Annotated in this window: 19 protein-coding genes; 11 read left to right on the top strand and 8 right to left on the bottom strand. The window is 71.1% G+C overall.

Features of this window, described 5'->3' with window-relative positions; translation table 11 throughout:
* Nucleotides 1-12: 12 nt before the first annotated feature.
* From ACFV46_RS09700 to ACFV46_RS09680, 5 genes are all read left to right on the top strand, one after another.
* Nucleotides 13-714 (top strand): hypothetical protein, encoded by a 702-nt coding sequence (locus ACFV46_RS09700; protein WP_385497679.1) that lies wholly within the window; start codon nucleotides 13-15, stop codon nucleotides 712-714.
* A gap of 342 nt (nucleotides 715-1,056) precedes the next feature.
* Nucleotides 1,057-1,932, top strand: coding sequence for a hypothetical protein (locus ACFV46_RS09695; RefSeq protein ID WP_385497678.1), 876 nt, complete (start codon nucleotides 1,057-1,059; stop codon nucleotides 1,930-1,932).
* Nucleotides 1,933-1,955: 23 nt separating this feature from the next.
* Entirely contained in the window at nucleotides 1,956-3,080 is a 1,125-nt protein-coding gene (locus tag ACFV46_RS09690; RefSeq protein ID WP_385497677.1) for a hypothetical protein, read from the top strand.
* A complete protein-coding gene (locus tag ACFV46_RS09685) occupies nucleotides 3,067-3,450 on the top strand; it encodes a hypothetical protein (protein WP_376727309.1) in 384 nt (127 codons plus the stop codon). Before ACFV46_RS09690 ends, ACFV46_RS09685 begins: the two co-directional genes overlap by 14 nt.
* Before the next feature lie 244 nt (nucleotides 3,451-3,694).
* Complete coding sequence (locus ACFV46_RS09680; RefSeq protein WP_361927284.1) at nucleotides 3,695-4,120, top strand: hypothetical protein; 426 nt, start codon at nucleotides 3,695-3,697, stop codon at nucleotides 4,118-4,120.
* A 69-nt stretch (nucleotides 4,121-4,189) separates the two neighbouring features.
* Here the strand turns inward: ACFV46_RS09680 and ACFV46_RS09675 are convergent, their stop codons facing one another.
* The 8 genes from ACFV46_RS09675 to eccCa all read right to left on the bottom strand — a co-directional run bounded on the left by ACFV46_RS09675 (nucleotide 4,190) and on the right by eccCa (nucleotide 17,417).
* Nucleotides 4,190-5,956 carry an SUKH-4 family immunity protein gene (locus ACFV46_RS09675; RefSeq protein ID WP_385497676.1) on the bottom strand — a complete coding sequence of 589 codons (1,767 nt, stop codon included), beginning with the start codon at nucleotides 5,954-5,956 and terminating at the stop codon, nucleotides 4,190-4,192.
* A gap of 605 nt (nucleotides 5,957-6,561) precedes the next feature.
* Nucleotides 6,562-7,251, bottom strand: a complete 690-nt coding sequence (locus tag ACFV46_RS09670; RefSeq protein WP_385497675.1) for an SUKH-4 family immunity protein — start codon at nucleotides 7,249-7,251, stop codon at nucleotides 6,562-6,564.
* Nucleotides 7,252-7,636: 385 nt separating this feature from the next.
* Nucleotides 7,637-8,710 carry a hypothetical protein gene (locus ACFV46_RS09665; protein ID WP_385497674.1) on the bottom strand — a complete coding sequence of 358 codons (1,074 nt, stop codon included), beginning with the start codon at nucleotides 8,708-8,710 and terminating at the stop codon, nucleotides 7,637-7,639.
* 246 nt (nucleotides 8,711-8,956) lie between these two features.
* Nucleotides 8,957-10,288, bottom strand: a complete 1,332-nt coding sequence (locus tag ACFV46_RS09660) for an SUKH-4 family immunity protein (protein WP_385497672.1) — start codon at nucleotides 10,286-10,288, stop codon at nucleotides 8,957-8,959.
* Nucleotides 10,289-10,380: 92 nt separating this feature from the next.
* Entirely contained in the window at nucleotides 10,381-12,342 is a 1,962-nt protein-coding gene (locus ACFV46_RS09655) for an ATP-binding protein (protein WP_385497671.1), read from the bottom strand.
* A gap of 123 nt (nucleotides 12,343-12,465) precedes the next feature.
* Complete coding sequence (locus tag ACFV46_RS09650; RefSeq protein ID WP_283285614.1) at nucleotides 12,466-12,765, bottom strand: DUF397 domain-containing protein; 300 nt, start codon at nucleotides 12,763-12,765, stop codon at nucleotides 12,466-12,468.
* A gap of 157 nt (nucleotides 12,766-12,922) precedes the next feature.
* Complete coding sequence (locus ACFV46_RS09645; RefSeq protein ID WP_361927298.1) at nucleotides 12,923-13,309, bottom strand: hypothetical protein; 387 nt, start codon at nucleotides 13,307-13,309, stop codon at nucleotides 12,923-12,925.
* Nucleotides 13,310-13,472: 163 nt separating this feature from the next.
* Complete coding sequence (eccCa, locus tag ACFV46_RS09640) at nucleotides 13,473-17,417, bottom strand: type VII secretion protein EccCa (RefSeq protein WP_385497670.1); 3,945 nt, start codon at nucleotides 17,415-17,417, stop codon at nucleotides 13,473-13,475.
* A 266-nt stretch (nucleotides 17,418-17,683) separates the two neighbouring features.
* Between eccCa and eccD the strand changes: the two genes are divergently transcribed.
* The 6 genes from eccD to ACFV46_RS09610 all read left to right on the top strand — a co-directional run bounded on the left by eccD (nucleotide 17,684) and on the right by ACFV46_RS09610 (nucleotide 24,810).
* Nucleotides 17,684-19,141 (top strand): type VII secretion integral membrane protein EccD, encoded by a 1,458-nt coding sequence (gene eccD / locus ACFV46_RS09635; protein WP_283285611.1) that lies wholly within the window; start codon nucleotides 17,684-17,686, stop codon nucleotides 19,139-19,141.
* A gap of 197 nt (nucleotides 19,142-19,338) precedes the next feature.
* Nucleotides 19,339-19,626 (top strand): 30S ribosomal protein S15, encoded by a 288-nt coding sequence (gene rpsO / locus ACFV46_RS09630; protein ID WP_030046008.1) that lies wholly within the window; start codon nucleotides 19,339-19,341, stop codon nucleotides 19,624-19,626.
* Nucleotides 19,627-19,966: 340 nt separating this feature from the next.
* Nucleotides 19,967-22,186 carry a polyribonucleotide nucleotidyltransferase gene (locus ACFV46_RS09625; protein WP_361927307.1) on the top strand — a complete coding sequence of 740 codons (2,220 nt, stop codon included), beginning with the start codon at nucleotides 19,967-19,969 and terminating at the stop codon, nucleotides 22,184-22,186.
* On the top strand, nucleotides 22,183-23,562 hold the full coding sequence (locus ACFV46_RS09620; RefSeq protein ID WP_385497669.1) for a M16 family metallopeptidase: 1,380 nt from the start codon (nucleotides 22,183-22,185) through the stop codon (nucleotides 23,560-23,562). The genes ACFV46_RS09625 and ACFV46_RS09620 overlap by 4 nt, the downstream gene beginning before the upstream one ends.
* 28 nt (nucleotides 23,563-23,590) lie before the next feature.
* Nucleotides 23,591-24,343, top strand: a complete 753-nt coding sequence (dapB, locus tag ACFV46_RS09615) for a 4-hydroxy-tetrahydrodipicolinate reductase (protein WP_361927312.1) — start codon at nucleotides 23,591-23,593, stop codon at nucleotides 24,341-24,343.
* Between the two features lie 14 nt (nucleotides 24,344-24,357).
* Nucleotides 24,358-24,810: a tetratricopeptide repeat protein gene (locus ACFV46_RS09610; RefSeq protein WP_151786208.1), complete on the top strand. Its 453-nt coding sequence runs from the start codon at nucleotides 24,358-24,360 to the stop codon at nucleotides 24,808-24,810.
* Nucleotides 24,811-24,858: the final 48 nt, after the last annotated feature.

Genomic DNA, 24,858 nt, shown 5'->3' with positions numbered 1-24,858 from the left:
CCCGGAGGGTTCGTGTTGCGCGTCTCCGAGGCCGGGGTCGGGACGTCCCTCGGCTTCGCGGTGTCGGGGGTGGTGCTCTGGTGGTCGGGAGTGGTGGGGCCGCCCGAGTCCGGGTTGTGGGGCGCGGAGGGGGTGGCCTGTCCGCTCGGCGTGGTGGTCACGTGGTGGATCGGGACCGGTGTGACCTGCGACTGCTGCTGGTGGTTCGGGGTGCTCGCAGGGTGCTGCTGGGTGTGCGGCTGCGGCTGGGTCTGGGGACCGGGTTGGTTCGGTGTGCTGCCTGCGGGCTGCTGCGGCGGACGGGACGGGGTGGTGCCGGTGCCCGGCTGGTTGGGCGTGGCGGGGCTCGGCGAGGTCGACGGGGCGTGGGGAGTGCTGCCGCCCGGTGTCGATGTGGACGGAGACGTCGTGGACGGCGGTGTCGTCCTGGACGGCGACGACTGTGTGGGGTTCTGCCCCGGGGTGGGGGTACGGCTGCTCCCGGGCTGGTCCGGCGTGCTGCGCGGAGCGGTGCTGTCGTTCCGGGGGGCCGTGCTCGGGTTGCCGGGGGTGGTGGTGCGGGGCGGCGTGCGGTCGCCGCGGTCGTTCGGTGTCGTGCCGGGGTTGTTGCGGGAGGTCGAGTTGTCGCCCGGCGTCGTAGTGGGGTTGCTGCGGGGCGTTGACGTGTCGCTCGGCCTCGTGCCGGGGTTGTTCCGGGACGTCGAGTTGTCGTGAGGCGTCGTACTCGTGTTGGTGCGGGACGCCGTTCCGTCGCCGGGGGTCGCGGTCGTCGGACGCGGCCGGGGTGTGTTGCCGTCCCCGGCGGTGGCAGGACTACCAGGCGTGTTGCCGCGCGGTGCGGTGCGGTCGCCGGGAGGAGTGCCCGGGGTGTTGCGTGGCGTGGTGCCGGAATCTCCCGTGGGGGTACCCCCGGGGCGCTGCGCCGGTATTCGGCCGTCGGCCGTGCCCGGCGTACGGCTGTCCCCGGCTCCGGGGACGCGGCCGTCCGGAGCGGGTGTGCTCCGAGGCGCCGTGGGAGATGTGGGGCGTGAGGTGGAGGCCGGTCCTGTCCCGGCAGTGGGCGCGTTGCCGGGGGTGCTGGCGGAAGGATTCCTCGCCGGGTTCGAGTTGGCGGCCGGGCTCGTCGGGGACGTACCGCCGCCCGACGGGCCGCCTGAACTGTGGCTCGCGGCCGGAGCCGTTCCGGCGGGGGAGGCCGCAGTGGGCGACGTCGGCATGCCGCCCGACCCACCGTCCGGACGGCCTCCGGAGCCGGTCGGGGCGGAGTCGCCGGTCGTCGGCGTCGGCGCCGCGTTGGTCTGCGTGGGCGCGGTGGCCGCCAGGCTGTCGATCTGGGTGCCGATCGAGCCGCCCGTCGGCGAGGACGACGGACTGCTGGACGACGACGCGTGCGCGGGCGCCGACTGCGGGGACGGTGACGACAGCCCGGACACCGGGGAGCCACCGCTGTGGGACGGGCCCGACGTGCTCGGGGAGCTGGACGAGCCGGTGGAGCTGTCGGAGCCGCTGGGCGAGCGGCCGCCCGGCGAGGGGTCGTCGAAGTCGGACAGGGACGAGTCGGACGGCGACTGCGCCGGCCGCGAGTACGGCGTGTCCGAGGAGGACGGACTCCTGGAGTCCGAGCCCGGCCCAGAACCGGAGTCCGGACCCGCCCCCACATTGGGGCCGCCTATGTTGTTGCCGCCGATGTCGGCGGATATGCCGTTGCCTATGTTCGTGCCGGGCAGGTTGTTGCCGTTGCCCGACCGCGTGGACGTCGAGGAGTCCGACCCGTTCGAATCGGAGCTGGACGTGCCGGAGTTGCCGTCCGAGTTCGACGGCGAGGAGTTGGAGGACGGCGAGTCGGAGGACGACGAGGACGACCTGGAGCCGCTGTCCGAACCGGGGTCGCTGCCGACGTCGCCGTCAGGCAGTCCCGACGCCCCGTCGTAGCCGTCGATACGGCTGTCGATCGCATGGCGGGCCCGGCTGCCGGCCTTCTGGCCCAGGCTGTCGCGGACGCCCTCGGCGAACGTCTGCGGGCTCTGCTTGAGCGCGTCCAGTCCCGCCGTACCCCCGGCCTTGAGGGTGGCGCCGACGTCGTAGCCCTCCTGAGCACCGAAGCCGACGTTCACCGTCTGGCGGACGAGGTCGGTGATGATCGCTTCGATCGCCGAGATGGCCGGCTCCTTCATCGTCTCCACGATCGCCTCGAGCAGAGCCTTCTTCAGCTCGTCGAGGAGGCGGCGGACGATGAGACGGGTGACCTGCGTGGCGCCGAGGCCGGCGACCTCCGACAGGCCGAAGGTGAAGGGAGCGGCGGCGTGCGCGGCGACGATCTCGATCGCCAGGGCGATCAGCTGGGCGATGACCGCCCACTTGGCGAATTCGACGAGGTAGGCGCAGGCCTCCAGCACGTTTGCGATGAGGAACGCGGCCTCGGCGGCGTTGCGGAGGTAACCGTCTCCGCCGCCACCGCCGTCGAACTTCTCGTACGTCTTGACGAACTTGTCGATCGACTCACCGGCGTTGTGCGCGGTGACCTGACGGGCGGCGCCGTTCGCCGTGCCGTGCAGCTCGGTGACCTTCTCGCCGAACTGCCGCCACACCTCGGCACAGTCTCTGAGCTTGTCCTCGTCCGCTGTAGGCCATCGGTAGCCCAGCATCTCGAGTACCCACTCGAGCTCGTCCGGCAGCATCATCGACACAGCAGAAAGCACCCCCGTCAGACCGAACGGCCGTACAACTCCCTCACCCGTCCAGGGAAATCACACAGGAGTACAGCCGTCCGCAAAGTTTACGGAATCACCGTCGAACCGCCTCAGGGTGGTGCTGTCACAAGTCCGTTTCAGGACGGAGCCGTTGGCGGGACGGCCCGGCTGGCGTCACCGCGATGCACACCGAACGCCCCCTTCTTTAGGGCCGACCGACGTTCGCCCGACGCCCGTACCTCCCCAGCGAGACCCTCGGGCGAAGAGCAGAGCCGAGGCCTGTCGCGGCGCGCCACGCGACGGCCGTCCGCGCGGCCGGATCATGGGACTCGCCCGCCGTTCGCGTACGGCCCCGCGGGCGCTACGCTGCCTGCACATGACGACGCGTGATGGGGAACAAATGCTGGCGGAACGCGGCGCGGACAGTCCGGTCCGGGACGACGTAGACGTAAAGGAACTGCGGGCGCGTCCTCAGAGACTCACGGAGCCCAGCACGCCGAGCGAGCGGTCGCAGCAGGCGCGGAGCGCTCGTGGCGGCCTCATGGCCATAGGGGCACTGGTCGCGGTGGCGTGCCTTTTCGCGATCGTGGGGCGGCTGAACGGCGGCACGGAGGCCGGTGCCTGGACCGTGGCCTATTCGATAGGCCTCGCCTCCGCCACACCCGGCGTGGAACTCGCCCGGCGCGGCCGCACCCGCTGGGCCCTCATGGCGACCATCGTGGGCGCGGTCGGCGCGACGCTGGGCAACGCGCTGCCCTGACCGCCGAGCGGCCGTGACCGGGTGGCCTGGGCGAGTGGCTGAGGCGGTACTTGCCGCTTGGCCCCGTGAGACTGCTGTGTCCGCCCGTGTGGCTGATGTGGAGGTCCGTGCGGCTCCTGGCGGCGGTGGCCGTACGGTTGGGGTGGCCACGGCAGCAGCCATGCGGTCCCACGGAACATCCCGCACGAGATCACGAGATACTGCGGGGGCCGACGAGCGGACCGGAACAGCGAGGAGATGCGACATGGCACGGCAGCCCGACAACTCATCGAACCCGCAGGGCGCGTCGCCCGAGCGCGGCGTGCTCGACGAGGCGCTCGAGCCCGAGCAGATCAAGTCCCTGAACTCCGCGCTGCGCAAGCTGTCGCAGACCGACAACGTGAGCAAGGACCTCCAGGACGCCGCCAAGCGCATGCTGTCGGGTCGGCTCGCCCTGCGTGACGCCCTGGACGACCCGGCGTTCGCCCGCGCCTTCGGCAGCGGGGGACTGGCGTCCCTGCGCGGCCAGTGGGAGTCCCTGCCCGAGGAGGAGCGCGACCGCCTCAGGCACGGCGAGCCCTTGCAGGGTGACGCCGACGCCGCTCGGAAGGACGCCGAGGGCGGGCCTTCGGAACCGGGCGGCAAGAAGCCGGGCGGGGGGCGGCACAGCGGGGGTTTCTCGCTGTACTGAGGGCCCCGCACGCGGCCCTGAACCACTGCCGTTGTCGGCGGCGGACAAGCGGGGTGCTTGAACTACGGCTCAGATCCATTCCAGTCCGTAGGACGCCAGGTCCCACGTGCTGTCCTCGAAGTCGTAGCCCTCGAGGATGAGCGTCCAGGTCTCGGCCCGGGAAGCGGCGGGATCGATGTGCTCGTGCCACCTGGCGAGGTTGTCCAGTGCGTCTTTGTGGTCGGTGGCGTAGGGGAAGTGGGTCCTGCGGAACTCGTCGTACAGCCGGACGGTGGCGAAGAACTGGGTGAGGCTGCTGCCTGCGACGGGGTCGGGGGAGCCGCCCGTGGTGTCTCGGTAGAGCCGGCCGGTGCCGCCGTCGAGCAGGAGTCTGGAGTACATCCACGTGCCCAGCTCGTAGAACGGGCCGCTGGTGGGTGCCTCGCTTTTGGCGCGGCGCTGCCGGGGGAGGCTCCGGTCCTGGCCGGGCCAGGGCACCTCGGCCAAGGGGCTGTCTCCGCGCGGGGTGATGGCCAGGTGCAGGAAGTCTCTGATCTCCGGCAGACCCGTCCGGGTGAGGAAGTCCCGTGCGGCGGGGTCCGTCAGGCCGGCAGGGAGCTGCTCATCGGCGAGCTGGTGGCAGGCCCCTGTGCCGAAGGTCTCCTCGAGCCAGTCCCGCATGCCGTCACCGCGTAGGGCGGCTGCCGCGGACGGGGGGAGGGGCCAGGGGGCGGGGCGGGTGTGAGCGGCGATCAGAGGGCGCTTGGGGTAGGTGACCTGCGCGGTGTCGGCCGTCGCCTGGACGGACACGGCGAAGAGGCCCATGGTGCCGGCGAGTACCCAGTGTCCGTCGACGTAGGCGCCCTTCGTGACTGCCTGAGGGCAGGCGGGCGGGCCGGGGACGGTGGGCGTCTCCAGCTTCCAGCCGGTGTCCGTGTGCTCGGCGAACGTGACGTCATGCACCTCGGGACCCTCGGAGCGTCTCGGGCTGCTCCAGGGGAGAAGTTCGTCCGACAGGGAGGCGCGCACCTCGACGGGAGCCGAGTCGGGCTCCCCGGTCCTCGGGCTCCACTCCTGGCGGACGTACTGGTACTTCGGATGGGCGATCTTGCCGGTCGTCACGTCCCGGGCCGTGACGACGGTCAGGCCCGACTGTCCGACCAGCACGCCGAGTTCGTCGACCCGGCCGGCCTCGCTCTCGATGCGACCGAAGATGCCTGCGGGGCGCCAGTGCGTCCATGTCGTCCGCCACGACAGCGGGACCCCCGCGGCCAGGAGCCCGTCGGCCAGTTCCGCGCGGCCGGAGCTGAGCGCGGCGTGGTGGAGCCAGGCCACCCATTCACCCTGCGACGAGGGAGTAACGCCCTGAGCCTCCAGATAGTGCAGCATCGCGGCCACGCTGCCGTACGGCACGCCGTCCGGGTGGGCGATGGCGAGAGCCTCACGCAGCGCAGTGGGCGAGAACTGGGCCAGCAGACGCCCGTCGTCCAGGAGGTGGGGGAGGGTGCCCGCCAGGGCCGCATGCAGAGGCAGAGCGCGAGCGGCGTACTGCCTCACCGGCCCCTGCTCCGACCAGAGACCCGGTCCATCGCCGTCCGTCATCGCGGACACCAACGCGTCGACGATGCGGGTCTGGACCTCCGAATCCATGGGCTGCCTGCGTCGCCACACATGGTGGAACGCCTCGGACCGGAACGCGACCGACGACCGGTCCTCGTCCACGATCAGGATGTCCGGGCGCTCCTCCGCGAAGGAGAGGAGCGAGCGCGCCTCCGTGGGCACATCGCGCGCGTCGCACAGCAACTGCCAGACGAGCAGCGGCACCTGACGCAGCTCGGCAGCGGCCAGGGCGGACAACTCCTCCTCCCTGCCACCTTTCGTGCCCAAGACCGGTGTGGGGAGGATGACTTCATGTTCGGCGATGTGGGGGGTTGCCACGAGGTCCTGGTCATACTCCGCCATGACCCAGACCTCACGCCCTTGGAACCGTCGAAACCCCGGAGCCAGGACTTCAGCCACGCGGGCGGGTTCGGTCGACGTCACCGCCTCACCCGCGTACTGCACGTTGGCGAGGAGAAGGACACACGGGTGACCGGCCGGAGCGGCACGACACTCTTCGCGCATGCTTGTTGCCACGGCGTCGGCGCTCAAGCCCCGGCAGTCGATGAGTAGGGCGCTGGGCCAGCGGTCTTGGACAGCCCGTAGATACGCGCTCTTGCCACTCAGCGCCGGGCCGAGGACGGAGAACACCCGCCGCTGCCGTGCGGGCAGCTCCCGCCAGGCCTCGACGCGAGCCCAGTCCTCAGCGTTGATCTCGGGCACTCGTGTGATCCCCCTCCAAAAGTGGTGGTGCGGTCCGTGACGTTACTGACCCGGCCCGATGGCGCGCACATGAGAGGGATGCCGTCCTCCCGAGCGAGGCCCGAACTCGTCCCGTGCGACCGGTCCTCGACCCGCCCCGGTCAGACTCGGTCGGCGAAGTTGTAGTCCTCGAAGACTCTTTGCCATCCCTGTGTCCGGTAGGCATCGGGGTCGATGCGATCGAGCCAGTGACGTAGGTCCGACTCCGTGTCCTCGATCGACCAGTCGGACGCGAACCACCAGTAGTAGAGACGGACCATGGCGACGAACTGACCGAGGCTGCTGCCGGCCAGCGCGTCCTCGATCCCGGACGAACCGTCTTGCAGCACCCGCCCGTTGTGACCGTCGAGAAGCAGACGCGCACCTTGCCACCATCCGAGCGAGTAGTACGCGGATTCCTCCTCGGCCGGCCCGGCGAGGGGGCGCGGGCCGGTGTCCGCGAGGCCGGTGGTGTCGAGTTCGAGGAAGCCCGTGACGCAGGGGAAGCCGACTGAGGTGAGGAATTCGCGGGCACCGGCGTCCGAGAGGGCGGACGGCACAGCCTCCTGCGAGAAGCGCCTGACCGCCGCAGAGCCCCAGAGGTCCGTCAGCCATTCGGTCGTGGGGGCCGAGGCCGCGGCCGGCAGGTCCGCCGGAGCGAGAGTCGTTCCGGTGCCCACCAACCGTTTGAGGAGACCGGACGCGGTCTCCCGCCCTGCGCTTTGATCGATCTCGACCACGAACACTCCGTCCGTGGAGGCCAGAGCAAGGTACTGGCCCAGGCGCACGCCTCGCCGAACGTACTCGGGCATGCGAGGCAGATCCACTTCCCCATCCGCGGCTCCCTCAGGGCGCCACCCGCGGGGCCCTTGATCTGCTGCCGTCGCACTCGGCGTGCTCGTCGCCTCGCCGGGCTCGGGGCGTGGTGCGCCCGTGGCCAGGTCCCAGGTGCCGATGTAGTCGCGGCGGGTGCGGGCTGTGAGGACGTCACCGGCCGGGGTGTGCGTGATCTGGAGAGTTCGGACAATCGGGCGCTTGACCAGGGCGTCTGTACTCAACGCACCGGCGCCGACACCTTGGGCCCAGAGCGTCCGCCAAGGCAGCACCACGGGTGCGGCCGCCGCCAAAAGCCGATCGGCGGCCGCTCTTTCCGCCGGTCCGCCCTGCATCAATGTCAGGTGCAACAAGGCCAGCCACTCACCCTGGGACGAAGGCTGCCCACCACGGCGTACCAGGTAGTGGAGTCGGGCTCCCGCCGTGCCCTGGGCAATGGGCTGCCCATGGAAAGCGGCCTCGAACGCCTCGAAGAGCGTTGCGAATCCGACCCTGGCGACTGCCGCGGTGTCCCCGAGAAGTCCCTCGAACTGGCCGGCTGCCGGCGGCGTGACCGGCCAAGGCACGCTCGGCGTACCAGCGCGTGGCATCGTCCGAGGTGTCTGCGGCCGACAGGGCGGTGACGATACGCGCGTGACAACGCTCGGCCTCGTCGGCGGGCATCTGCCCACGCAAGTGCCGGGCGGCTGCTTCCTGCTTGAAGGAGACCTGCGGAGCGCCGGTCCCGTCCTCGGTGCGGTGGATCCACTCCGTGGCCGCCGTGTCGTCGAGCAGCGACTCGAGTTGGACCTCCGACATGTCCCGGCCCAGGGCCGAGCAGAGAACGGACCATATGGAGAGGGGAACGAAACGGTGCTCGGCCAAGCCCAGCGCGCGAAGGGCGGACGGCCAAGGCGCCTCGTCGGCCGGTGATGGGAGGGCGGGCCCGGGTTCGAAGCCGCCCTCCAGTGTCAGTTGCCGTCCGTGCCACTCGGCGACCCTGCCCGGACCGTCGTCGACCTCGACGAGCAAGCGCATCCGCAGGCCGCGCCGATGGTGCTCGATCAGCGCGTGCGCCACCTGACCGAGCACACGTTCCGGTTCACGCGTGGTGCGCAGTCGTCCGGCCCACTGCGTGTTCGCGAGGATGACCACGGGGTCGTCGGTGATCTGGCCGACGACGGTGGCGAAGTTGCCCTTGAACGAGTCCGTGGCGCGGATGTCGAGGGCGGCCGCCACGTCGCGGGCCACCTCTTCCGCGGACCTGCCCGCGCAGTCGACGTAGGCCGCGGCAGGGTGACGGACGACGACCTCGCGCAGCAGCGCCGTTCTCCCGCTGCCCGCGCGACCGCCGATCCACATCCATGCGCTGTGGTCGCGAGGGCGGTCGATCCAGCGCAGGGCGCGATTCAAGGCGAGGTCGGCTGTGACGGCGTCCGGGTATGGGCTTGTACTCATGTGCTTCGGGTCATGTCTTCCTCAGGTAGAAGAATTCATCGGCCTCTGTGACGTGTCCCCAGTTGCGGGTGGCTGCGGCGGCGGGGTCGATGCCTGCAAGCCAGGCTTTGAGCTCTTCGAAGAAGCAAGGGGACCACCCGTCGTCGGTCACTCCTGATCAGGCGTTGGAGAGGGCCCAGCCCCAGAATTGGGCCCGGGAGCAGGCGTTACACCCCACACCCCGCACCCGACTGCTGACCGCCGACGTCAGAACAACCCATGCCACATCTGCTCGACCACCAGCGACCACCACGCGTCCGGATCCGTCAGCGCCGACGCGTCCACCGCCACCAACTGCTCCTGCAGCGCGGCCACTTCCGCGCCCGCCGCCACCGGGTCCAGGCCCCGCATCCGTTGCCTTGCCGTCGCCAGCAGGGCGAGGGAGCGGGCGAACGCGGCCGTCGAGACGTTGACGTAGCGGGCCGTCGCCGTGACCGGGTCCACCGCCCAGAGCGCGCCGAGACCGTCCGGCTGGCCGGTGCCGGGCAGGCACTGCACCGCGATGACCGCCACGCCGTCGAAGCCGATGCGGACCAGGTACGACAGGGCGGCGATCTTCTCCTCGCCGGCCGGGCTGCGCCGCTCGCGCAGGTTGGTGGAGACGTCGGTGAACAGGCCGCCGGCCGGGGGCGCGTCGGGCCGGTCGGCCGTGAAGAAGAGCGGGAGGTCGTCGGGCAGCCCCGCCGAGGTCAGCGTGGACGCGGCGGTCTCCGGGAGTGCGCTGCCCGCCACGGCCTCGGCGGCGTACCGGCGTACGCCCTCCCCGCCGAACACCTCGACGAGATGGCGGCCGAGCTCCTCGTCGGACATCGGCGCGGCGGGCGTCACCTGCGCCGGGACCGGCACGCGGTGCGGGCGGGGCGGCGGCTGCTGGCCGGCGATGCGATGCGTCGTCTCGACCTGCTCGACCAGCGCGGCGATGCCCTCGGCCCGCGTCTCCGCACGGGCACCGTACGTCTGCGAGCAGGACAACTGGGCGTTCCGGAAGGTGTTGAGGAGCTCGGCGGTGTAGCCGCCGGGCAGCAGGCTGGGGCGCAGGTCGGTGTGTACGGCCAGCACGCTCTCCGCGGGCACTTCCATGCGTCGCAGCTCGGCCCACGCCTGGTACTCGGCCGGGGGTAGCCCCGGGGCGGAGGTGCGGAAGAGGGTGGTCTCCTCACCGTTCGCGGGGTCGGTGTACGTGAACACCGCCGTGTTGCCGGGACCCACTACCGGGCGCGCACCGGCAGCTTCCGAGCCACCGGCGGCACCCGCACCCCCATGCTTCTCCCGGTACATCCGCATGACCTCCTCCACCGGCACCGACGGCCAGACCGTCAGTTCGCCGGTACGGCGGTCCACGACCCCGCACGCGTTGCCGATCTCGGCGGGCGGCCGCCGCTCCCCGGTCTCCGGGTCGCGCTCGGGCGCCGCCGGTGCCGCCCACACGACCCAGCCCAGGTCGAACTCCTGCATCCGGACCTCGCGGCGCGGCTCCGTCGACCCTTCCGGGTTGAGCCAACGGTCGGCGACGGCGAGCGCCTGCTCCTGGCTGGTCACGGGGAGGCTCCTTCGATCGGTCGATGCACTGCTGCAGAAGAAGAGGGGGAGGAGACGGACGGGGCTGCGTCCGAGGTCGTCGTGTCTGCTGCTTACGAGGCTATCTCCGCGCCCGCCGCCCGGATCCGGAGGGCCTTCGCCCCCCGCTCCGTGGCCACGAGCAGGATGCCGTCGGGGGACAGGTCGGCGGCCGTGAAGGGCGTGTCCGAGATCAGCGCGGCCACCACCTCCTGGTCCGCCCGGTTCCAGACCCGCAGGTAGTCCCCGCCACGGCTCAGACCGAGCGGTGCGGCGGCACGCTCCTCCTCGGACGGGCGGACGATCCGGTCGAGATCGGCGTCGTCCAGGAGACCCGGCTGTACGAGACCGTGGACCAGCGCCGCCGGCCCGGACTCCCCAGTCTCCGCACCGGCGCCGACCGGCCGTGCGCCCGGCGTCCCCGGCGGTACGACCAGCACAGCGACCGGCGTGGCGCCGGCCCCCTCCGCGCCGGGCAGGCTGCCCACCGTCACCGCGCTGACGCCGCCGTTCACCGGCAGGCTCCACAGCGTCTGCCAGGGCAGTTCCAGACCAAGCCGCTCGCGAATGGCCTCGGCGTACTCCGGCAGCCCGTCCTCGACGAACGCCGTCTCCAGGAACGCGGCCCGCAGCTCGGCGGGCGCCTGCGTGCGGGTCAGCAGGGGAGCCGTCCGCAGATACGTCCGGGCCGGCGCGCCCAACTGCTCCAGCGGTACGGCCTCGACGGCGGCCCGCAGCGGTACCGGATCGGCGTGTACGAACAAGCCGGGGTCCGTGAGGAGTTGGGGCAGCAGCCCGGCCTCCAGCGTGTGGCCGGCGATGTGGTCGCGGACGTACGGATCGGCCTTGCCCCAGTCCTGCTCCGGCACGGCCTCCAGCAAAGACATCGCGATCTGCGTCTGGGCGGCGGCGACGTTCGGCAGCCCGGCGCGGATCTCCTCGGCGAGCGCCGGATGCAGCAACCGCAACAACGTGCGCCCCTCATCGGCCCCGTCGCTCTCCGCGCCCGACCCCGGCACCTCCACCGGCTGCACGAACGGCCCCGCGAGCAGCATGCCGCCCGCGATGGCCGGACTCATGTCATGCCCGGCGACGGCGCTCGCCAGCCGGGCCCACAGCTGGACGGGTATCCCCTCCGCCTCGGCCAGCGCGAGCGGCGCCAGCAGCATCCGCAGCGTCTGCGAGTCGGTGCCGAGCCGCCTGGCGTGCAGGTCCAGCGCCGCGCCGACCGACGTCGGCAGGAACCGTTCGTCGGCCGGATCGAACCCCTCCGGGGCCATGAGGATGCAGTTGACGGCCAGTTGGACGCCCAACGGGCTGCCGGCCCGCCGCCCGATCGCCGCCCCCAGGGCGAGACGCACGGCCGGGTCCACGGTGAACGGCAACTCCGGCGCCCCGAACTCCGGGTTCAACGCGGCCTGCGCGAACCGCACCAGCACGTCCGGGTCGGCCCACTCGGGCTCGTCGAGGTCGATGATCTGCGCGGTGTCCGGCGGCAGCCCCTCCACCAGTTCGGCGGCGAGCGGACGCGGCACCTCGGCCATCAGCCGTACGGTCTCGGTGGCGGCCAGCGGGGCCAGCACCTCCCGTACGAGACGGGCCGGTTCGTCGGCGGCCCGCACCGGGCCCGCCCGGTCGACGTCCGGGACGACGACGGTCACCGGCTCGTCCAGGGCGGCCAGTTCGGCGTACACGCCCTCGACACCGGTGGCGCGCAGCCCGAAGTGGTCGGCGATCAGCCACAGGACCTGGGCGGCGGTCAGCCCCTCGGCGCTCGGCACCGCGGGCGGCGGCAGCTCCGGCGGCACCGTCGACGGGTCCATCGCGTCCAGCGGCAGCTGCTTGCGGTACTCCGGCTCGCACAGCATGAGGAAGCCGGTGAGCAGTCGCGAACGCCCGCTGCCCGCGTCCCCGGTGAGCACCACGACGCGCGGAGCGCCCGGCGCCGCCGCCCGCCACGCGGCGAGCGCGCGCAACGCCGCCGTACGGCCGCCTATGTGGGGGTGCGGTGCGTAGTCCTCGGTCGAGCCGGTCATGTGTCCCCGTCCTCCGCCGTCGCGGACGCAATCGATACGGCCCCGATCTTAGGCGCCGGACAGGGAACGAACACGACGGCGGGGGTGTACGGACAGGGGCCGACCGTCCTCCTCCCGTCCCGGCTACTCGCCCGGCGCCGGTTCCAGGTCGAACTCGCCGTCCCGCGCGCCCAGGACGAACGCCTCCCACTCCGCCTCGGTGTAGCGCAGCACGGTGCCGGGGTCCAGGGAGGACCGCATGGCGACCGCGCCGTTCGGCAGGTACGCGATCTCCACGCGCTCCTCGTCCTGCTCGGTGCCGGGCGCGCAGTGCCACTCGACGCCGGAGATGTCGAGGGCGTACAGCTCGTCCCGCTCCCGCTCCTTGCGCGCCTTGGTGTCCTCGGCCGCGGTCCCGGCCTCGTTGTTGCGTGCCTCGGTCATGCCGCTGGGCCTCTTCCTGACGTGCGAACGACGTACGGCTCTCACCCTACTGACGCCGGGGGTCCCCCACATGGCGGTCGCGCACTCGTCCCCCGGGCGGGTGGCGAGCCGTCGACAACGGGCGTGTGACAGGCCGCGATCACAGGCCGGGGGAGGATCAGTTCGACGGCCGCGTGTGCAGCTGGCCCTGCGCCACCCCCGACGGCACCTTCACCTGACCGTCGTAGTCGGCCATCGTGTCGCGCCAGATGGCGTCCTGCTCGGCCTCGTTCTTCTCGTGGGCCAGGCCCATCTTCGTGAAGGCGACGCCCATCCCGGCGATGCGCTCCGCGAGGCTGCCCATCGACTCGTACATGCCGTCGCGCAGGCCCTCGTAGACGACGCCGAACTTCTCGCCGATGTCGTCGTCGCCCCAGGGCGGGGTGTCGCCCTTCTCCAGCGCGGTCAGCCCCGTCTGGAGCTCCTTCACGGCCTTGGCGAAGTCCACGCCGACGCTGAACATCGTGTAGCCCTCGCTCTTGAGGACCGCGGGATCGGAGTCCATGTAGTCCGATGACACAACTGCCCCCCGTGGCTCGGCATTTCTGGTCCACCGCCACCATAACCGGGGCACCGGCCGCGGCCCCAGCCCCTGGGGACAACCCCGGGACGGCGGAGGGGCGGCACCCGTGCTCGGGTACCGCCCCCTCGGAAGAAGCCGGCAGTGCTCAGAACCGGTTCGGCAGCCACCCGGTCTGGATGAGCTGCCCACCGCGCCGGCGGGTGTGGAAGTACCCACGCCCCGGCGGCAGCTGCGTCGCCGTGATGTTGCCGAGGAGCGCGCCCTCGGACCGGTCGCCGGAGAGCACGACACCCTGGGCGCCGAGCTCCCGCATCCGCTGCATCACCGGCTCGTACAGCGACCGGCTGGCACCGCCCGACGCCCGCGCGATGATCACGCGCAGACCGATGTCGCGGGCGAACGGCAGGTACTCCAGCAGCGGCGCCAGCGGGTTCACGCCGGTCGCCACCAGGTCGTAGTCGTCGACGATGACGAACGCGTCCGGGCTGCTGTACCAGCTGCGGTTGCGCAGCTGTTCGGGCGTGACGTCCGGGCCGGGCATCCGGCGGTGCATCGAACCGGCCAGACCTTCCAGCGTCTCCGTGAGGGCCGGCGCCGCCGCGCAGTAGCGCGACAGGTGCGACTCGGGCACGCCCTCCAGGTGGGCGCGCCGGTAGTCACCCATGACGATCTTCGCCTGCTCCGGCGTGTACCGCTCGGTGATCTGCTTGATGAGCAGCCGCAGCATCGCGGACTTACCGGACTCGCTCTCACCGAACACGATGAACAGCGGGTCGGTCTCGAAGTCGACGAAGACCGGCGACAGCGACGACTCGTCGATGCCGATGGCGACACCGCGGTCCGGGTGCTCGAAGCCCTTGGGCAGCCGGTCCGCCGGCATCATCGTGGGCAGCAGGCGCACCGCCGGGGCGTGGCTGCCCTGCCAGTTGTCGTTGATGCCGCGGATCAGGATCGACGTGGCCTCGGAGAGGTCCTCCGTCTCCGAGGAGCCGTCGACGCGCGGCAGACCCGCCATGAAGTGCAGCTTGTCCTGGGTCAGACCGCGGCCCGGCACGGTCGCCGGGACGTTCTGGGCGACCTTGCGGTCGATCTCGGACTCGGTCGGGTCACCGAGCCGCAGCTCGATGCGGTTCTGCAGCATGTCCTTGAGCGCGGGCCGGACCTCGGTGTACCGGCTGGCGGTGAGGATCACGTGCACGCCGAAGCCGAGGCCACGCGTCGCGATCTCGGTGACGGACGCCTCCAGCTGCTCGTAGTCCGTCTTGAAGGTGGCCCAGCCGTCGATGACCAGGAACACGTCGCCCCAGGGCTGGTCGGGCAGTTGACCCGAGGCCCGGCGCTGACGGAACGTGGCGATCGAGTCGACGTTGTGGGCGCGGAAGTACTCCTCGCGGGCGTTGAGGATGCCCTCGACCTCGCTGACCGTGCGGCGCACCTTTTCGGCGTCCAGACGGTTGGCGACGCCGCCGACGTGCGCCAGCTCCTCCATCGAGATCAGCCCGCCACCGCCGAAGTCCAGGCAGTAGAACTGCACTTCGGACGGCGTGTGCGTGAGCGCGAACGACGAGATCAGCGTGCGCAGCAGGGTCGACTTGCCGGACTGCGGGCCACCCACGAACAGACCGTGACCGGCACCGCCCAGGAAGTCCCGGTACAGCACGTCACGCCGCTGCTCGAACGGCTTGTCGACGAGGCCGACCGGCACGTTCAGCCGGCCCAGGGCCGTGTAGTCCGGCGCGGTCAGACCGCGGTCCTGGGTGACGGCGAGCTGCGGGAGCAGCTGCTCCAGCGACGGCGCCTCCTCCAGCGGGGGCAGCCACACCTGGTGGGCGGGCGGACCCTGGTTGACCATACGGCTGACCAGGACGTCGAGGACGGTGTCGGCGAGCGCGTCGTCCACGCGGTTCTCGGGCTCCGGCTCCTCCACGACCGGCTGCGGGGGCAGCGCCACCTGCTCCGCCGTGAACAGGGCGGGCCGCAGCTGCGTCGAACGGCTCACCCGCGACGGGCCCTCGCCGTGGTACGGCCCGGACACGTACGCGGCCTTGAACCGGACCATCGTGTCGGTGTCGTAGCGCAGATAGCCCGAGCCGGGGATCGACGGCAGGTGGTAGGCGTCCGGCACACCGATCGCCGTACGGGACTCGGCGGCGGAGAACGTCCGCAGACCGATCCGGTACGAGAGATAGGTGTCCAGACCGCGGAGCTTGCCCTCCTCCAGCCGCTGCGAGGCCAGCAGCAGGTGGATGCCCAGCGACCGGCCGATACGGCCGATCTGGATGAACATGTCGATGAAGTCGGGCTTGGCGGTGAGGAGTTCGGAGAACTCGTCGAGCACGATCACCAGCGACGCCAGCGGCTCCAGCGCGGCGCCCGCGGCCCGCGCCTTCTCGTAGTCGTGCAGGTTGGCGTAGTTGCCCGCCGAGCGCAGCAGCTCCTGACGGCGCTGCGTCTCACCCATGATCGAGTCGCGCATGCGGTCGACCAGGGTGAGGTCGTCGGCCAGGTTGGTGATGACGGCGGCGGTGTGCGGCATGTCCGCCATACCGGCGAAGGTCGCGCCACCCTTGAAGTCCGCGAGGATGAAGTTCAGCGTCTCCGAGGAGTGCGTGACCGCGAGACCCAGCACCAGCGTGCGCAGCACCTCTGACTTGCCGGAACCGGTCGCGCCGACACACAGGCCGTGCGGGCCCATGCCCTCCTGGGAGGCCTCCTTGAGGTCGAGCATGACCGGCTCGCCGTTCTCCCCGACACCGATCGGCACGCGCAGCCGCTCGTGCAGGGTGCGCGGCCGCCAGGTGCGGGAGACGTCGACCGTGCCGGCGTCGCCGATGCCCATCAGGTCGGTGAAGTCCAGGTTGGACAGCAGCGGTTCGCCCTCCTCCGCCGAGCCCACCCGGAACGGGGCGAGCTGACGGGCCAGGGACTCGGCCTGCGCCACGTTGAGGACGTCGGGCCTGCCGGTGTACGCGGACTCGTGGCCGACGAACAGCCGCATCCGCTGCGGCTTCACATACGCCGTGAGGCCGGCCCGCAGCTCCTCCTCCAGCTCACCGGGGGCGATCTCCAGGAAGGTGACGCCCTGCAGGCCCTCGCTGCTGGCCAGTTCGGAGTCCGGTGGCACGGTGCCGCCGTCCAGGACGACGATCAGGTGCGGCTGGTCGTAGACCGGGTTCGCCTCGCGGTTCCAGCGCGGCCGGTCGTCCAGCTGGTCCGCCAGCGACTCCTCCAGCTCGCCGAGGTCGTCGAAGAGGAGCCGGGCCGAGCCGGCGCCGTCCTTGGCGTTCGGGTGCTGGCTGTGCGGCAGCCACTTGATCCAGTCCCACTCCTCCGCCGACGACGGATGCGCCACGACGGCGATCATCAGGTCCTCGGGGGAGTGCAGCGTCGCCAACTGGGCCAGGGCCGCGCGGGCGTTGCCGTAGACCGTCTCGGTCTCGCCGCAGATCGTCACGTGGTAGAAGGCGCGCAGCGAGATCGCGACGGGCAGGTCGGACAGGCTGCCGTGCGCGTCCAGGAACGCCTTCATCGCGGCCGCCGTCAGCGGCTCCAGCTCCTCCTTCGGCGCCGTCTCGGGCGCCACCAGCGGGGTGTTGAGCTGCTGGACACCGCGGCCGATGCGCACGGAGGCGAAGTCGCCGTCCATCGGGCGCCGTTCCCACAGCCGCCTGCTGTCGGCCGCCACCGCCCACAGCTGCTCCGGGTCCGGGTGCTGGAACAGCTGGCTCTGCCGCTGGAGTTCGGCGGTCTTGTGCACGTCCTTGCGGACCTGCTCCAGATAGCGGAAGTAGTCACGCCGGTCCTGCGCCATGCCCGCGCCGCCGCCCTGCCGCGACTTGGCGAACTGGGCTATGGCCATGGCCACCGTCGAAGCCAGCATCAGACCACCGACCACCCTCATGTACGAGGGCAGGTTGGGCATGAAGAAGAAGCCGACCGAACCCAGCATGCCCATCATGGGCAGCAGGTTCATCAGCATGCTCTCGTCGCCCTCGCGCGGAATCTCGGGCGGCGTCTCGAGTTTGACCTCGCCGTCCGGGACGGCCGGGGGCACTGTCCGCGGTGGTCGCTTGATGATGACGACGCTCACCGATGCACTCATCCTTCGCGATTGATACGTCCTGGCATTGACGCCCCCGTGTACCGCGACGTTCTGTTCGCGTAGGCGTCGTTCGCGTAGGCGTCGATCCTACTGATGCGGGCAGGACCCCAGGGAGCCAGGAGGATGGAGATGCGGCGCAGGTCCTGGGAGGAATGCGGGAGGTGCCCCGTGAGGCGGGTGCCACAACGGATAGGGTGGCCAACCGCGTCGTACGAGCGACGCGAAGAAGCCTTGTCTAGCAGGGGGAACACCAGGTGAGCACGGGGACTTCGACAGGTTTCTGCCGAATCACCATCGCAGCACCGGACAGCCGTGTCGACGTCGCGCTGCCCGAGGACCTGCCGATCCAGGACCTCTTTCCCGAGATCGTGAGGCTCTCGGGCCTGGTCCAGTCGGACACCAGCCCCTCGGGTTACCACCTCGTCACCCGTGAGGGACAGGTGCTCGACGCCAGCCGCTCGTTGCTGGAGCACCGGGTCAGGGACGGCGAGGTGCTGCTGCTGCGCACCTTCGCGGACTCGCTGCCGCCGGCCGTGCACGACGACGTGGTGGACGCCATCGCCGCCGCCGTCAAGCAGGACCTGCGCAGCTGGAACGACAACCTGATGCGGCTCGCCGGTCTCGTCGCCGGGTCCCTGCTGCTGGTCATGCTCGGTTTCGTGTTCTGGTTCGCCGACCCGGTCCGGCACGACATGCACGGACTGCAGGGCATCCTCGCCGGTGTCACCGCGATCGCCCTGACCGCCCTCGCCGGTGTCCGCGCCCGTGTCTACGACGACCGGGGCTCCGCCGTCGCCCTCGGCATCTCGGCGCTGCCGCACGCGCTCATCGCCGGCTCCGGCGCCATCCCGCAGGACGCGGGGGAGGGCCCCGGACGCATCCAGTTCCTGGTCGGCTGTGTCGCCGTGCTGCTCCTCTCCGTCGTCCTGATCATGCTGCTGCCGCAGGGCGACGCCCCGTTCGTGGCCGCCGCGCTCGCCTCCGCGATCGGCACCCTCGCCGTGTTCTGCGGAGTGCTCACCGAGGCCGAGCCCCGCGAGATCGCGGCCGGCACCGCCGTCGTCGCCCTGGCCGTCGTCGGCTTCCTGCCGGGCTGGTCGGCCCGCTTCGCCAAGCTGCCCATCGGCTTCCGCAACCCCGAGGACCTGGCCCGCGCCCGCCGCGAGGGCCGCGACGGCGACCTGGAGGCCGTCGACGTCCAGCGCATCGTCGCCCAGACCAGCCGCGGCCACGAGCTGCTGCTCGGTCTCGTCGGCGGCTGCGCCGCTGTCATCGTCGGCTCCGCCGGCGCCGTCCTCGGCTTCAGCGACAGCGGCTGGGCGCAGCTGCTCGCCCTGTGCACCGGCCTGGCCGCGATGCTGCGCGCCCGTCTCTTCCGCTACACCGCGCAGGTGACCTGCCTGTTCGTGGCCGGCATCGTCACCCTCGCGCTGCTGGTGCTCGGCCTCGCGATCTCCCCGCCGGCCGACATCATCATGGACCTGCTCCAGGGCAACTCCGGACCGGTCGACGTACGCACCCTGTGGCTCGGCGCCTCCGTCGGCGCGGGCGTCCTGCTGCTCATCGCGATCGCCCTGATCGTCCCCCAGAAGGGGCTGTCCCCCTTCTGGGGCCGCATGCTCGACCTCGCCGACTCCCTGGTGCTGCTCTCCCTGGTGCCGATCTGCCTCGCCGTCCTCGACGTGTACGCCGAGGTCCGCGGCGGATTCTGACCCGGTCCCGGCGGGGGAGGGCCCCGTCCGGGGGCGCGCCTCGGGGCTGGTACGCTGTGTGACGGCCGTTTGTGTACGCGCCCCCGGTCCACCTGGGGGCTGCGCCCAGCGGATCCCCGCCTCCCGAGTCACGGAAGCTCCCCTGAGATGCAGACCAGGGGCACTCGGTGGCAACAGAAGACACCCAAGGAGTACGCGTGCCGCTCGACGCCGCTACGAAGAAGCAGATCATCAGCGAGTTCGGCCAGAAGGAGGGCGACACCGGCTCCCCCGAGGTCCAGGTCGCCATGCTCTCCCGTCGGATCTCCGACCTGACCGAGCACCTCAAGACCCACAAGCACGACCACCACTCCCGTCGTGGTCTGCTGATCCTGGTCGGTCAGCGTCGCCGCCTTCTGCAGTACCTGGCCAAGAAGGACATCCAGCGCTTCCGTACGCTGGTCGACCGCCTCGGCATCCGCCGCGGTGCGGCGGGCGCCAAGTAGGACGCCATGAGGGGAGCGGTTCCCGACGACTCGGGGGCCGCTCCCTTTGCCGTACATGCGGAAAACCGCCCGCACATGCGGAAACATGCGGACTGTCACTCACGCTTTGTAGTGTGGTAGCACAACGCATGACGTGGAACACGGAACGATGTGGTCCACGCCACGAGGAGAAGCGCGCCTAGCCGCCGCCGGTCCTCGGTAGTGGCCCCCGGGGGGAAGCGATCCCCGGGTGCTTCGATCGAAGACCGGCCCGCACCGCACGGAGCGCTTCTCCGCCACCGTCCCCCTGCCACACGGGCAGCCGGCGGACGAAAGACGACAAGTAACGGAGAAAACGCTAGTGGAGAACGAGACCCACTACGCCGAGGCCGTCATCGACAACGGCTCCTTCGGCACCCGCACCATCCGCTTCGAGACGGGCCGCCTGGCCAAGCAGGCCGCCGGTTCCGCCGTGGCGTACCTGGACGACGACACCATGGTGCTGTCGGCCACCACCGCCTCCAAGAACCCCAAGGACCAGCTCGACTTCTTCCCCCTCACGGTGGACGTCGAGGAGCGGATGTACGCGGCCGGCAAGATCCCCGGCAGCTTCTTCCGCCGTGAGGGCCGTCCCTCCGAGGACGCCATCCTCACCTGCCGCCTGATCGACCGCCCGCTGCGCCCCTCCTTCAAGAAGGGCCTGCGCAACGAGATCCAGGTCGTCGCCACGATCATGGCGCTCAACCCCGACCACCTGTACGACGTCGTGGCGATCAACGCCGCGTCCGCGTCGACGCAGCTGGCCGGCCTGCCCTTCTCCGGCCCGATCGGCGGCGTCCGCGTCGCGCTGATCAACGGCCAGTGGGTCGCCTTCCCCACGCACACCGAGCTCGAGGACGCCGTCTTCGACATGGTCGTCGCGGGCCGCACCCTGGAGGACGGCGACGTCGCGATCATGATGGTCGAGGCCGAGGCCACCGAGAAGACCATCCAGCTGGTCAAGGGCGGCGCCGAGGCGCCGACCGAGGAGGTCGTCGCCGCCGGTCTCGAGGCCGCGAAGCCCTTCATCAAGGTCCTGTGCAAGGCCCAGGCCGACCTCGCCGCGAAGGCCGCCAAGCCGACCGCCGAGTTCCCGATCTTCCTGGACTACCAGGACGACGTCCTCGAGGCCCTCACCGCCGCCGTGAAGCCGGAGCTCGCCTCCGCGCTGACCATCGCCGGCAAGCAGGAGCGCGAGGCCGAGCTGGACCGCGTCAAGGCGCTCGCCGCCGAGAAGCTCCTCCCGGAGTTCGAGGGCCGCGAGAAGGAGATCTCCGCCGCGTACCGCTCGCTGACCAAGACCCTGGTCCGTGAGCGCGTCATCAAGGAGAAGAAGCGCATCGACGGCCGCGGCGTCACGGACATCCGTACGCTCGCCGCCGAGGTCGAGGCCATCCCGCGCGTGCACGGCTCCGCGGTGTTCGAGCGTGGCGAGACCCAGATCCTGGGCGTCACCACCCTCAACATGCTCCGCATGGAGCAGCAGCTGGACACCCTCTCCCCGGTGACCCGCAAGCGCTACATGCACAACTACAACTTCCCGCCGTACTCCACCGGCGAGACCGGCCGCGTCGGCTCCCCGAAGCGCCGCGAGATCGGCCACGGCGCCCTCGCCGAGCGCGCCCTCGTCCCGGTCCTGCCGACCCGCGAGGAGTTCCCCTACGCGATCCGCCAGGTCTCCGAGGCGCTGAGCTCCAACGGCTCGACGTCCATGGGCTCGGTCTGCGCCTCCACCATGTCGCTGCTGAACGCCGGTGTGCCGCTGAAGGCCCCCGTCGCCGGTATCGCCATGGGCCTGATCTCCCAGGAGATCGAGGGCGAGACGCACTACGTCACCCTCACCGACATCCTCGGTGCGGAGGACGCCTTCGGCGACATGGACTTCAAGGTCGCCGGCACCAAGGAGTTCGTGACCGCCCTCCAGCTCGACACCAAGCTGGACGGCATCCCGGCCTCCGTCCTGGCCGCCGCCCTGAAGCAGGCCCGTGACGCCCGCCTCCACATCCTCGACGTGATGATGGAAGCGATCGACACGCCGGACGAGATGTCCCCGAACGCGCCGCGGATCATCACCGTGAAGATCCCGGTCGACAAGATCGGTGAGGTCATCGGCCCCAAGGGCAAGATGATCAACCAGATCCAGGAGGACACCGGCGCCGAGATCACGATCGAGGACGACGGCACCATCTACATCGGTGCCGCCGACGGCCCGGCCGCCGAGGCCGCCCGCGCCACGATCAACGGCATCGCCAACCCGACCATGCCGGAGGTCGGCGAGCGCTACCTGGGCACCGTCGTGAAGACGACGACCTTCGGCGCGTTCGTCTCGCTGCTGCCCGGCAAGGACGGTCTGCTGCACATCTCGCAGATCCGCAAGCTCGCCGGCGGCAAGCGCGTGGAGAACGTCGAGGACGTCGTCGGCGTGGGCCAGAAGGTCCAGGTCGAGATCGCCGAGATCGACTCCCGCGGCAAGCTCTCCCTCATCCCCGTGATCGAGGGCGAAGAGGACTCCGCCGACAAGAAGGACGACGCCGACAAGTGACGTCGATCAGCTCCACGGCGACGGCCCGCACCTCCTCGGAGGCGCGGGCCGTCGCCCGTACCCAAACCCTGATCAAGGGACGGAACGGCATCGGCACGGTCCGCAAGACCACCCTCCCCGGCGGTCTGCGCATCGTCACCGAGACCCTGCCCTCGGTCCGCTCGGCGACCTTCGGCATCTGGGCGCACGTCGGCTCCCGCGACGAGACGCCCGCGCTGAACGGCGCCACGCACTACCTGGAACACCTGCTGTTCAAGGGCACGGCCCGCAGGTCAGCCCTGGACATCTCCGCCGCGGTCGACGCGGTGGGCGGCGAGATGAACGCCTTCACGGCGAAGGAGTACACGTGCTACTACGCGCGCGTGCTCGACACCGACCTGCCGCTCGCCATCGACGTCGTCTGCGACATGCTGACCGGCTCGCTGATCCGCGAGGAGGACGTCGACGTCGAGCGCGGCGCGATCCTCGAGGAGATCGCCATGACCGAGGACGACCCGGGCGACTGTGTGCACGACCTGTTCGCGCACACGATGTTCGGCGACAACCCCCTCGGCCGCCCCGTCCTCGGCACCGTCGACACCGTCAACGCGCTCACCGCCGACCGCATCCGCCGCTTCTACAAGAAGCACTACGACCCGACGCACCTGGTCGTGGCCGCCGCGGGCAACGTCGACCACCAGAAGGTCGTCCGGCAGGTCCGCGCCGCCTTCGAGAAGGCGGGCGCCTTCAAGGACACGGCGGCCGTCCCCGTCGCCCCGCGCCACGGACGGCGCACCGTCCGGGCGGCCGGCCGCGTCGATCTGATCGGCCGCAAGACCGAGCAGGCGCACATCGTCCTCGGCATGCCCGGCCTGGCCCGCACCGACGAGCGCCGCTGGGCGCTCGGCGTCCTCAACACCGCCCTCGGCGGCGGCATGTCCTCCCGGCTCTTCCAGGAGGTCCGCGAGAAGCGCGGCCTGGCCTACAGCGTGTACTCGTACACCTCCGGCTTCGCCGACTGCGGGCTGTTCGGGGTGTACGCGGGCTGCCGTCCCTCGCAGGTCCACGACGTGCTGAAGATCTGCCGTGACGAGCTCGACCAGGTCGCCGAGCACGGCCTGTCCGACGACGAGATCGACCGCGCCATCGGCCAGCTCCGCGGCTCCACGGTCCTCGGCCTGGAGGACACCGGCGCGCTGATGAACCGTATCGGCAAGAGCGAGCTGTGCTGGGGCGAGCAGATGTCCGTCGACGACATGCTGTCCCACATCGCGGCCGTGACCCCCGACGACGTGCGCGCGGTCGCCCGCGACATCCTGGGTGTGCGGCCCTCGCTGTCGGTCATCGGCCCGCTCAAGGACAAGCAGGCGGCCCGGCTGCACGACGCCGTCGCCTGACCATCCCCGGTTGAAGGAAGCACAAGAGATGAGCAAGCTGCGCGTGGCGGTCCTCGGCGCCAAGGGCCGGATCGGCTCCGAGGCGGTACGGGCGGTCGAGGCCGCCGAGGACATGGAGCTGGTCGCCGCCCTGAGCCGGGGCGACCAGCTGGAGACCCTCGCCGAGACGGGTGCCCAGGTCGCCGTCGAACTGACCACGCCGGACTCGGTGATGGCCAACCTGGAGTACTGCGTCGGCCACGGCATCCACGCCGTCGTCGGCACGACCGGCTGGACCGACGACCGCCTCGCGCAGCTCGGCGGCTGGCTCGACGCCTCCCCGGAGACGGGCGTGCTCATCGCGCCGAACTTCTCCATCGGCGCCGTCCTGACGATGAAGTTCGCGCAGATCGCCGCGCCGTACTTCGAGTCCGTCGAGGTCGTCGAACTGCACCACCCGAAGAAGGTCGACGCCCCCTCCGGCACCGCCACCCGCACCGCTCAGCTCATCGCCGAGGCACGCCGCGCGGCGGGCACGGCACCGGCGCCGGACGCCACGGAGACCGCCCTGGACGGCGCTCGCGGCGCCAGCGTCGACGGGGTCCCGGTCCATTCGGTCCGGCTGCGCGGCCTGCTCGCCCACCAGGAGGTCCTCCTCGGCGCCGAAGGCGAGACCCTCACCGTCCGCCACGACTCCCTGCACCACAGCAGCTTCATGCCGGGCATCCTGCTCGGCGCGCGGCGGGTGGTGACCACTCCGGGCCTGACCTTCGGCCTGGAGCACTTCCTCGACCTGAGCTGACACGAGACCCACTGATGCGCGCGAAGATCTCCTACGCCGTGACGGCCGCCGTCCTGGTCGTCTACTTCGTCCTGGTCGGCAGCCGGGGCGTCATGCTCATCCAGTCCGGCACCGTCATCACGGTCACCTTCGGTGTGGCCGTGCTGATCCTGCCGGTCATCGGCGTGTGGTTCCTGTGGAAGAACACCCAGTTCGTCCGCCGGGCCAACGCCCTGGCCGCCGAACTCGACGCCGAGGGCGGCCTGCCGGTCGACGAACTGCGGCGCACCCCCGGCGGCCGTATCGACCGTGACTCCGCCGACGAGGTCTTCGCCCGGCGCAAGGCCGAGACCGAGGCCGCGCCCGACGACTGGCGGAGCTGGTTCCGCCTCGCCGTCGCCTACCACGACGCCCGTGACACCCCGCGGGCCCGCAAGGCCATGCAGCGCGCCATCGCCCTGCACGACGGCAGGACCGTCGACGCCTGACCCGCATACGTGAGGGGCCGGTCCACCACCGTGGACCGGCCCCTCACG

This window comes from Streptomyces sp. NPDC059852, assembly GCF_042731455.1.
Classification (GTDB): Bacteria; Actinomycetota; Actinomycetes; order Streptomycetales; family Streptomycetaceae; genus Streptomyces.
Note: the sequence above shows the minus strand (reverse complement) of the source record. Positions and strands in the feature narration are given on the sequence as shown.